Below are 10795 nucleotides of genomic sequence, written 5' to 3'. Positions count from 1 at the left end.
GGAAGTGGGGCGCATTATAAGGGGATTCGAAGATGGGTCAAGGCTTAATTTCATTTATTTGAAACATTCCAGGAGAACGCAATATCCAGCCTACGGAACCGCCCTCCCCCCGCGCTGTACTACCCGAGGTACCCGCCGCGCCACAGCGGGTATGCGCAACATCATCAACAACCCACCAATCCCTGCATAGATCGCCCATTCCCGCAGATCCGAGCGAACGATCCACAAGAAGTGCAGCAGACCCAACCCGAGAATCACATACACCAGCTTGTGCAGCTTCTTCCAACGCGCGCCCAGCCGGCGCTGGCTATAGCGGTTGGACGTCACTGCCAATGCCAACAAACCGAGAAAGCCCAGTGAGCCCACTATTATGTAGGGCCGCTTGCGCAGCTCCACGCCCAGCTGCCCCCAGTCCAACCCCAGGATAAAGAACAGGTAGCAGAGGATATGTAGCACGATATAGGCAAAGCACCATAACCCGAGCTGGCGCCGCACCACGATCCAGCCCGACCACCCCGTCAGCTTCTGCAGAGGCGTCATGCTCAGCGTCACCAGCAAGAAGGTCAGCGCGCCCAAGCCCAGGCGATCCATCATGATCTTTCCAGGGTCCGGTCCCAGCAAGCTCATCGCCGCCTCGTACAACCACCACACCGGGAACAGGCACCCCATCATGAAGATGGCAAGTCGCAGCCAGGGATAGCGCATCAGTAGTTCTTCCGCAGGTCGAGCCCGGCATACAGCGACGCCACCTCATCGGCGTAGCCATTGAACATCTGGGTCTGGCGCACATTGGGACTGAACAGGCCACTCGGCAGCCGCCGTTCGCGCGCCTGGCTCCAGCGAGGGTGATCGACTTCCGGGTTCACGTTGGCATAGAAGCCATATTCGTCCGGCGCCAGGCCTTCCCAGGTCGTTTGCGGCTGTTCTGCCACCAGGCTGATGCGCACGATCGACTTGATGCTCTTGAAGCCATACTTCCAGGGCACCACCAAACGCAACGGCGCACCGTTCTGGTTGGCAAGCTCGCGCCCATACATGCCGACCGCCAGGATGGCCAAAGGATGCATGGCCTCATCCAGGCGCAGCCCCTCTCTATATGGCCAGTCGATCAAGGCGAACCCCGAACGCTGCCCCGGCATGTGCTGTGGGTCCTTCAATGTTTCGAAGCGCACGTATCGCGCCTTCGAAGTGGGCTCCACCTGCTTGAGCACCTGCGCCAACGGAAAGCCCAGCCAGGGGATGACCATCGACCAGGCTTCCACGCAGCGCAGCCGGTAGATGCGCTCTTCGAGCTGATAAGGTTTGACGAAATCCTCCAGGGCATAACGCCCCGGCTTGCCGACCTCCCCATCAATCACCACCGACCACGGCTCGGTCTTCAGGCTGCCACCGTTGGCAGCCGGGTCACCCTTGTCGGGCCCGAACTCGTAGAAGTTGTTGTAGTGGGTGGCATCCTTGAAGGGTGTGATCGCCTCGCCATTGACCATCACCGCCTGCCATTGCGCGGCCGCGAGCTTGTCGTTGAACCAGGCTGGGGCGGCACCTGCCTCCACATCCGCATAGCGCGAAGCCTGCGCCGCTCGCGCCGCCAGCGGCATGGCACCCAGGGCAAGCCCCGCCAGGGAGCCACCCAACAGCGTGCGACGAGAAAGATAGAGGCCTTCGGGGGTGATCTCCGATGCCTTGCAGTCGGACGACCTGGGTAGCTTGATGAGCATGACGGCTCCACAGCACTGGATGGGGGATACCAGTAAGACTATGGAGCCGGAGGGTTATTCCAGCATTAAAACTTTTTTCAGGCTTTGCGACGACGCCCGCGCAGCAGGTACTGGATCGGCCCCGAAGCTGCGTAGGCGAGGAACACCAGCAGCAGGATACGGGGCGGGTCGCTGAACACTACGGCAAACACCAGCACCACCGCCAGGATCGCCACGAACGGCACGCGCCCCTTGAGGTCCAGCTCCTTGAAGCTGTTGTACTTGATGTTGCTGACCATCAGCATGCCCGCTGCAGCCACCAGCAGTGCCACCAGGAACGACAGCTTGGAGCCCTGGATGCCATAGTCACTGAACGCCCACACGGTACCAGCCACCACGCCGGCGGCTGCCGGGCTGGCCAGGCCGATGAAGTAGCGCTTGTCGGCAGTGCCGACCTGGGTGTTGAAGCGCGCCAGGCGCAACGCGGCACCGGCCACATAGATGAAGGCGACCATCCAGCCGACCTTGCCCATGTCGCCCAGGGCCCAGCCGAATGCCAGCAAGGCCGGCGCCACACCGAAGGCAACCATGTCCGACAGCGAGTCGTACTCGGCACCGAAGGCGCTCTGGGTATTGGTCATGCGGGCCACACGGCCATCGAGGCCGTCGAGCACCATGGCGACGAAAATGGCGATGGCGGCAAAGGCAAAATACTTGCTCGCCTCGCGTGGGTCGCCAGCGCTCTGCGCGCTCATGGAACTGATGATGGAATAGAAACCGGCAAACAGGTTGGCGGTGGTGAACAGGTTGGGCAGCAGATAGATGCCGCGGTGGCGCACCTTACGGCCTTCTGCGTCATGCCCTTCTTCAACGTGCTCATCGACAGGTAGCAGGCTTTCGGCGTCGGAGGGCTTGTTCGGCTCTTCGGGACGTTCGCTCATGGAGGGTACCTTGCAACAGGATGGAAAATGTTCGACACGGGCCTGCAAAACAGGTTCTGACAGCAGGCCACTGGTCTGCTTTATACCAGAAGCTGACTGCCAGAACGAAAAAACGCGGCCGAAGCCGCGTTTTTCATCTTTCGATAAGACTTAGTTCTTGGTCTTGTCGACGATTTTGTTGGCCGAGATCCACGGCATCATCGAACGCAGTTGCTCGCCGATGATCTCGATGCCGTGAGCGGCGTTGTTGCGGCGCTTGGCGGTCATCGATGGGTAGTTGGTAGCGCCTTCGGAGATGAACATCTTCGCGTACTCGCCGTCCTGGATGCGCTTCAGAGCATTGCGCATGGCCTTGCGGGATTCTTCGTTGATGACTTCCGGGCCGGTGACGTACTCACCGTATTCGGCGTTGTTGGAGATCGAGTAGTTCATGTTGGCGATGCCGCCTTCGTACATGAGGTCAACGATCAGCTTCAGCTCGTGCAGGCACTCGAAGTAGGCCATTTCCGGCGCGTAGCCAGCTTCGACCAGGGTTTCGAAACCGGCTTTGACCAGCTCGACGGTACCGCCGCAGAGAACGGCCTGCTCACCGAACAGGTCGGTTTCGGTCTCGTCCTTGAAGGTGGTTTCGATGATGCCGGTACGGCCGCCGCCAACGCCCGAAGCGTAGGACAGTGCAACGTTCTTGGCGTTGCCCGAGGCGTCCTGGTAGATAGCGATCAGGTCAGGGATGCCGCCGCCTTTGACGAACTCGGAGCGAACGGTGTGGCCCGGGGCTTTCGGGGCGATCATGATCACGTCCAGGTCGGCACGTGGAACGACCTGGTTGTAGTGGATCGAGAAGCCGTGGGAGAAGGCCAGGGTAGCGCCCTTCTTGATGTTCGGCTCGATCTCGTTCTTGTACAGCGCGCCCTGGAACTCGTCCGGGGTCAGGATCATCACCAGGTCGGCCGCAGCGACAGCGGTGGCAACGTCGGCAACTTTCAGGCCGTGGGCTTCTGCCTTGGCAACGGTGGCCGAACCTTTACGCAGACCGACGGTAACGTCTACACCGGAGTCTTTCAGGTTGCACGCCTGGGCGTGGCCCTGGGAACCGTAACCGATGATGGCGACTTTCTTACCCTGGATGATGGAAAGGTCGCAGTCTTTATCGTAGAAAACTTTCATGAAAATACCCCTGGTTATATCTCGGCCCCTGCGGAGCCATCGCTAATTTTTGAATTTAGATGCTGAGCACTTTGTCGCCACGGGCAATGCCGGTGACGCCACTGCGCACGGTTTCGAGAATCGATGCGGTGCCGATGGCCTGGATGAAGCTGTCCAGTTTGTCGCTGGTACCGCTCAGTTGTACGGTGTACACGCTGGCGGTCACGTCGACGATCTGGCCACGGAAGATATCCGTGGTGCGCTTGATCTCGGCACGCTGTGCACCGGTGGCCTTGACCTTGACCAGCATCAGTTCACGCTCGATGTGAGCGCTTTCCGAGAGGTCGACAAGCTTGACCACTTCGACCAGCTTGTTCAGGTTCTTGGTGATCTGTTCGATCACTTCGTCATGGCCAACGGTGGTCAACGTCAGACGCGACAGGGTCGGGTCTTCGGTCGGCGCCACGGTCAGGCTTTCAATGTTGTAGTTGCGCTGGGAGAACAGGCCGACCACGCGGGACAGAGCACCGGGTTCGTTTTCCAGCAGCAGGGAAATGATGTGCCGCATATCAGGTACGCTCCGTCTTGCTCAGCCACATGTCACGCATCGAGCCATCCTTGATCTGCATCGGATAGACGTGCTCGGTACGGTCGACCGCGATGTCGATGAACACCAGGCGGTCTTTCATCGCGAACGCTTCTTCGAGCTTGGGCTTGAGGTCCTTCAGGCTGGTGATGCGGATGCCCACATGGCCATAGGCCTCGGCCAGCTTGATGAAGTCAGGCAGCGACTCGACGTAGGAATGCGAGTGACGGCCGTTGTAGGCCATGTCTTGCCACTGGCGGACCATCCCCAGCACACCGTTGTTCAGGTTGACGATCTTCACCGGCAGGCCGTACTGCATGCAGGTGGACAGCTCCTGGATGTTCATCTGGATGCTGCCTTCGCCAGTGACGCAGGCCACGTCCTGATCCGGGAAGTTGAGCTTGACGCCCATGGCCGCCGGGAAACCGAAGCCCATGGTGCCCAGGCCACCGGAGTTGATCCAGCGGTTCGGCTTGTTGAAGCGGTAGTACTGCGCCGCGAACATCTGGTGCTGGCCCACGTCGGAGGTGACGAAGGCATCGCCCTTGGTCACTTCGCAGAGGGTCTCGATCACCGCCTGAGGCTTGATGATGTTGCCGTCACCCTTGTCGTAGGGGAACAGGTCGCCCGTGCCGCGCCATTCGTCGATCTGCTTCCACCAGGCATCGATGGCCGCCTTGTCAGGCTGCTCGCCGATTTCCTTGAGGATGCCGAGCATTTCGCTGAGCACGCTGTCGACCGGGCCGACGATCGGCACATCGGCCTTGATCATCTTCGAGATCGACGCAGGGTCGATGTCGATGTGGATGATCTTGGCGTTCGGGCAGAACTTGGCCGGGCCGTTGACCACACGGTCATCGAAGCGCGCACCGACGGCGAAGATCACGTCGGCATGGTGCATGGCCATGTTGGCGGTGTAGCTGCCGTGCATGCCGAGCATGCCGAGGAACTGGCGATCGGTACCCGGGTAGCCGCCCAGGCCCATCAAGGTGTTGGTGACCGGCAGGTTCAGCGACTTGGCGATCTCGGTCAGGGCTTCGGAGCCGCCACCGAGGATCACGCCACCGCCGGAGTAGACGATCGGGCGCTTGGCGGCCAGGAGCATCTCGGCAGCCTTGCGGATCTGCCCGGAGTGGCCACGAACCGCTGGGCTGTAGGAGCGCAGCTTGACCTTCTTCGGATAGACGTATTCGAATTTTTCGGCCGGGTTGGTCATATCTTTTGGAATGTCGACCACGACCGGACCTGGGCGACCGGATTGCGCCAGGTAGAAGGCTTTTTTCAGAACTTCGGGGATCTCGGTGGCATGTTTGATCATGAAGCTGTGCTTCACGATCGGCCGCGAGATGCCGATCATGTCGGTTTCCTGGAAGGCATCGGTACCCACCATGGTGCTAGGCACCTGGCCGGAGAGGATGACCATCGGGATCGAGTCCATGTAGGCGGTGGCGATGCCGGTGATGGCATTGGTCGCGCCTGGGCCAGAGGTCACCAGTACCACGCCGGCCTTGCCGGTGGCACGGGCATAGCCGTCGGCCATATGGGTGGCGGCCTGCTCGTGACGAACCAGGATGTGCTCGACTTCCGGTTCCTTGAACAGGGCATCGTAAACATGCAGGAGAGCACCACCAGGGTACCCGTAGATGTGCTTAACGCCTTCGTCACGCAAGAAGCGGACGACCATCTCAGCGCCAGATAAAAGCTCCACGTTGTTCACCTCTAAAACGCCAGAATACCGTCCCTAGTGGACGGGTCTTAATAGGTTTACTGCCAAGCAGAGCACGAGCGAACGTCAGCACTGACTGAGCAAGTATTGGGAGCGCCCCAGAGTGTTGCGGGGTTTTCCCACCCAGCGCGAGGTAACGCGTTGCGGGGTGTAACAGGTCGGCGCGGGTGTGCGCCTCATGATCTGCTTAGCGGGTCTGCTTCTGGCAGTCCCTCTACAGCGGAATCTGGATTCTTGTGATTTGCCGCCTACAAGTCAAGAAAAATTATTGCCAATTTTTCCCCAAGATGAATTCCTGCCACCACTAAAAACCAACTCAGCAGCAGAAAAAATAAGATTTCCATAAAAAAGGGCCACAATCTGCGGCCCCTGACGGAAAAAGAGAAGAAATCAGGCGGAAGGAGCGATCAATTGATCAAACTCTGCTAGCAGGCGACGTAGCTCGCGGCTCTGCTCCGGACGGTCGGCAAACACCGTCTCGGCCATCACCAGGATTCCGGAAGCATTGGGCAGCGGCTGGCCCAGCTCGATGATGATCTTCATGCGCGGCAGGAAGATCCACTGCAGCCACTGCTCCAGGCTCAGGGTGTCGACCGCGAACGGCACGGTGCTGGCCAGGGCCTCGTCGCTTGGCGGCTCGTCGTCCCACCAGCCTTGCACCTGCAGCTCACGCTCGATCAGCAGCAGGTGGTCGACGATATCCAGGATACGTTGCTCGATCATCAGGAATTGACCCTTGCCTTCTGCCGGGCCAGCGCGGCGCCAGCACTGTCACCCTGCTTCTCGCGGGCCTGGGCGATGGTGTTCCACAACTCGGCCTGCAGGTCGGGGCGGCCGTTGGCGTAGGTCAGCGCGCGGCGTGCCAGCTGCTCGGCCTGGGCCGCGTCACCCTGCGACAGGCGCACCTGGGCCAGGCGGTACAGCACTTGCGGCTCGCGAGGGGCGATGCGCTGGGCACGCTCCAGGCTCGACGCGGCACCGTTGAAGTCGCCGCTGCCCTGTTGCGACTGGGCGGTGGTCAACAGCGCCAGCACCGGGCCATCGAGTTGCTCGTCAGCCGACAGGCCGCCGGAAGCCGCGTTGCTGCGCGGGATGCCGGTCGGTGCGCTGGTGGCCGCAGGCGTGCTGTTCATCGAAGCGATGTCGAACGGCTCGTCGGCGATCGGGTTGGGGTTGGTGGTCATCGGCGCACTGCCGACCGGCCCGCTGGTAATCGGCCCCGGGGTGATCGGCGCGGCGCTGATCGGTGCAGCGCCGTTGCCCGCCGGGAAGGTCTGGATGCCCGTGGCGCCAGCGCCCTGCGGGATCATCACGGTCACCCCGGAGTCTTCCGGCAGCGATTGCGCCTGCGCCGTGCCGTTGGCCATGCCCGCCGCCGAGCGGTTGGCCGTGACCCGTTCACTGTTGGACACCCGGGTACTCGAATCGACCACCGGGATATTACCGCGCTGCACACTGGAGCAACCCTGGAGCACAGCCAGCGCCGTCAAGGCAGGAAACAGCCACTTATTCACGTCACACCTCATCAATGCAGCCAGTGCTTAATTCATCCAGCCTTTGACCCAGTCCATGACCGATTCCGCTGGATTCTGCTCGCCGCCACAGGTTGCCCCGGCAGGCGGTTCGCTGCCGCGAATATACGGCATCTGCACCGCTCCCGGACAGCTTCCGTCGGAACCCCGGCCGCTGTAAGGGTCGATCCAGGCCTGCACCACGTTGTCCGGTTGCGGCATGTCCAGCGGCAGCGGGTCGGCCTTCTTCATGAAGCTGGTCCAGACCTGCAGCGCACCGGTGGCGCCGGTGAACGGCGTCTTGCCGTTGTCGTCGCGGCCCATCCACACCACCGCCAGCAGGTCCTGGCTGAAGCCGGAGAACCAGCTGTCACGCGAGTCGTTGCTGGTACCGGTCTTGCCCGCCAGGGTCAACGAACTGGGCAGCACGTTGTACACCGAACGGCCGGTACCTTCGCGCATCACCCGCTGCATGGCGTTCTGCACCAGGTAGATCGAACCCGGGTCGAAGGTCTGCTGGATCTGGAACGGGTAGCGCTTGAGCGGCTCGCCTTCGGCGGTCAGCACGCTGCGGATACCCCGCATCGGCGTATTGAAACCACCGTTGGCGATGGTCTGGTACATGGTTGCCACCTGCATCGGCGACATGCCGCCGGCACCCAACAGCATCGCCGGGTACGCCGGCCAGTCCACCTTCACGCCGAGCCGGCCGATGGTCTTGATGACATTGGGCACGCCCACCTCAAGGCCGAGCTTGGCGGTCGACAGGTTGTAGGAATTGGCCAGCCCTTGGTACAGATAAATGGTGCCGTGCGGGCGGCGGTCGTAGTTCTGCGGGCGCCACACCTGGCCGTCGGCGCCTTTGACCGAGAACGCCTCGTCCTGCACCCAGCTGGTCAGGGTGTACTTGCTTGGTTGCTCCAGCGCGGTCAGGTACACCGCCGGCTTGACCAGCGAGCCGATCGGCCGCACGGCATCGATGGCGCGGTTGAAGCCGGCAAAGCCGGACTGGCGGCTGCCGATCAGCGCCTGCACTTCACCGGTTTCCGGGTTGGTCACCACCATCGCCGACTCGACCTGGTCAGAGCCCTTGCGCCCGGCCAGGCGCTTGAAGGTCTCGTTCATCGAGCTCTCGGCCTTCATCTGCAGGATCGGGTCGAAACTGGTGAAGATGCGCAGGCCTTCTTCGGTCAAGTCTTCATCCCGGTAATCCTGACGCAGCTGGCGCTTGACCAGGTCGAGGAAGGCCGGGAACGAGCTGTCGGCCAGGCTGCCACGCTTGGTCACGCCAAGCGGCATCTTCTTCGCCGCGTCAACGACTTCCTGGCTGGCCACGCCCTGCTCGGCCACCAGGTCGAGGACCAGGTTGCGCCGTGCCAGCGCACGCTCCGGGTAACGCCGCGGGTTGTAGTAGGAAGGCCCCTTGACCATGCCCACCAGCAAGGCGATCTGGTGCAGCTTGAGCTCCGACAGCGGCTGGCTGAAGAAGAACTGGCTGGCCAGGCCGAAGCCGTGCACCGCGCGCTGGCCATCCTGGCCGACGAACACTTCGTTGAGGTAGGCCTCGAGGATTTCGCGCTTGTCGTAGTGCATTTCCAGCAGCACGGCCATCATCGCTTCGGTCAGCTTGCGGCTGAGGCTGCGTTCGCTGGTCAGGTAGAAGTTCTTCACCAGCTGCTGGGTCAGGGTACTGCCGCCCTGGCGCATGGAGCCGGCCGAGGTGTTGACCCAGACCGCCCGGGCGATGGACTTGGGCGACACGCCAAAGTGGCTGTAGAAGTCGCGGTCTTCCGTGGCCACCAGGGTTTCGAGCAGGTACGGCGGCACCTGGTCGATCTTGATGAGGATGCGGTCCTCGAGGTTTTTCGGGTAGATACCGCCGATCATCAGCGGCTCCAGGCGAACCACATCGAGCTTGCCGCCATTGGCCCCCGAGAGCCCCGCCACGTAGTCGCCGGAGAAACGCACGCGGACGAACTGCGCCGGCTCCATGCCCTCGTAGAACTGGAAGCCACGGGTATTGAGGTCGACGTTGTTGCCATTGACCGCCGCCGCGCCCGGCCCGTTGGCCGCGCTCTCGCGCCGATAGCCCAAGGCATCGAGCTCGGTGAGGAAGTCGTTCTTGCTCAGTTTCTGGCCGACGAACAGCTCCAGCGGCCGGGCATACACCTTGGCCGGGATGGTCCAGCGCTTGCCGGAGAACTTCTCCTGCACGACGGCATCGAGGTAAACCGCGAAGCCGGCAACGATCACCAGGCCGACCAGGCTGAGCTTCAAGGCCCAGCCCAGCCAGGCGCGCGAGCGGCCGGTCGGGCGTTTCTGAGGGGTACGGGGATTTCGGGTTCGAGTCATGGCGGCGGATTATACGCACTTTGCAAAGGCTGGGCAGGCGCCCTCTGGCGGTATGCAGGGGCGGCACCATTGACCATAATGGCGCCTTCGAATTCCCTGCCCCCGGAAGGATTTCCCGTGAGCCAAGCCTTGATCACTGCATTGCAGAACCCTGCCCTCTACTCTCACCCCGTGGACGGGTTCCAGCTCATCGAGACGCACATCTCCTGGGTCCTGCTGACGGGCGAGTACGCCTACAAGATCAAGAAGCCGATGAACTTCGGCTTCCTCGACTTCACCGCGCTGAGCCAGCGCAAGCATTTCTGTAACGAAGAGTTGCGCCTGAACCAGCGCCTGACCGAGGGCCTGTACCTCGACGTGCTACCGATCACCGGCAGCGCCGAAGCTCCGCAGCTCGGCGGTGAGGGCGTGGCAATCGAGTACGCCCTGAAGATGCGCCAGTTCCCCCAGAGCCAGATGCTCAGCACCCTGCAGGCCAATGGTGAACTGAACGCCAGCCACATCGACCAGCTGGCCCGGCAGATCGCCGAATTCCATCTGCAGACCCCCAAGGTGGCCGCCGAGCAGCCCTACGGCTCGCCGGAAAGCGTGATGGCGCCGGTCGAGCAGAACTTCGAGCAGATCCGCCCCTTCCTCAGCGACAAGGCCGACCTGCAGCAGCTGGACAACCTGCAGGCCTGGGCCCGCAGCAGCTTCGATCGCCTCCAGGGCCTGTTCGCCGCGCGCAAGGCCAATGGTTTCACCCGCGAGTGCCATGGCGACATCCACCTGGGCAACGCCACCCTGATCGACGGCAAGGTGGTGATCTTCGACTGCATCGAGTTCAACGAGCCGTT

The 10795-nt window shown here is 62.0% G+C and carries 9 protein-coding genes and 1 pseudogene; 1 reads left to right on the top strand and 9 read right to left on the bottom strand.

Features of this window, described 5'->3' with window-relative positions; genetic code table 11:
• Positions 1-90: 90 nt before the first annotated feature.
• The 9 genes from msrQ to mrcB all read right to left on the bottom strand — a co-directional run bounded on the left by msrQ (position 91) and on the right by mrcB (position 9959).
• Complete coding sequence (gene msrQ, locus B3E94_RS24790; protein WP_286915586.1) at positions 91-705, bottom strand: protein-methionine-sulfoxide reductase heme-binding subunit MsrQ; 615 nt, start codon at positions 703-705, stop codon at positions 91-93.
• Positions 705-1718: a protein-methionine-sulfoxide reductase catalytic subunit MsrP gene (gene msrP, locus B3E94_RS24785; RefSeq protein WP_286915585.1), complete on the bottom strand. Its 1014-nt coding sequence runs from the start codon at positions 1716-1718 to the stop codon at positions 705-707. The genes msrQ and msrP overlap by 1 nt, the downstream gene beginning before the upstream one ends.
• Positions 1719-1795: 77 nt before the next feature.
• Complete coding sequence (gene pssA / locus B3E94_RS24780; protein ID WP_176517397.1) at positions 1796-2638, bottom strand: CDP-diacylglycerol--serine O-phosphatidyltransferase; 843 nt, start codon at positions 2636-2638, stop codon at positions 1796-1798.
• A 150-nt stretch (positions 2639-2788) separates the two neighbouring features.
• Positions 2789-3805, bottom strand: a complete 1017-nt coding sequence (gene ilvC / locus B3E94_RS24775; RefSeq protein WP_003250043.1) for a ketol-acid reductoisomerase — start codon at positions 3803-3805, stop codon at positions 2789-2791.
• 55 nt (positions 3806-3860) lie between these two features.
• Positions 3861-4352, bottom strand: coding sequence for an acetolactate synthase small subunit (gene ilvN, locus B3E94_RS24770; RefSeq protein WP_003250040.1), 492 nt, complete (start codon positions 4350-4352; stop codon positions 3861-3863).
• Position 4353: 1 nt separating this feature from the next.
• Positions 4354-6078 carry an acetolactate synthase 3 large subunit gene (locus tag B3E94_RS24765; RefSeq protein WP_176517398.1) on the bottom strand — a complete coding sequence of 575 codons (1725 nt, stop codon included), beginning with the start codon at positions 6076-6078 and terminating at the stop codon, positions 4354-4356.
• A 408-nt stretch (positions 6079-6486) separates the two neighbouring features.
• Positions 6487-6819, bottom strand: coding sequence for a YqcC family protein (locus B3E94_RS24760; RefSeq protein WP_236237730.1), 333 nt, complete (start codon positions 6817-6819; stop codon positions 6487-6489).
• Entirely contained in the window at positions 6819-7622 is an 804-nt protein-coding gene (locus B3E94_RS24755; protein ID WP_176517400.1) for a tetratricopeptide repeat protein, read from the bottom strand. The genes B3E94_RS24760 and B3E94_RS24755 overlap by 1 nt, the downstream gene beginning before the upstream one ends.
• A gap of 15 nt (positions 7623-7637) precedes the next feature.
• Positions 7638-9959, bottom strand: a complete 2322-nt coding sequence (gene mrcB / locus B3E94_RS24750) for a penicillin-binding protein 1B (RefSeq protein ID WP_176517401.1) — start codon at positions 9957-9959, stop codon at positions 7638-7640.
• A 117-nt stretch (positions 9960-10076) separates the two neighbouring features.
• Between mrcB and B3E94_RS24745 the strand changes: the two are divergent.
• Positions 10077-10795, top strand: a pseudogene (locus tag B3E94_RS24745) (phosphotransferase); the annotation flags it as partial.

This window comes from Pseudomonas sp. UBA6315 (genome assembly GCF_002438125.1).
GTDB classification, from domain to species: Bacteria; Pseudomonadota; Gammaproteobacteria; order Pseudomonadales; family Pseudomonadaceae; genus Aquipseudomonas; species Aquipseudomonas faucium.
Note: the sequence above shows the minus strand (reverse complement) of the source record. Positions and strands in the feature narration are given on the sequence as shown.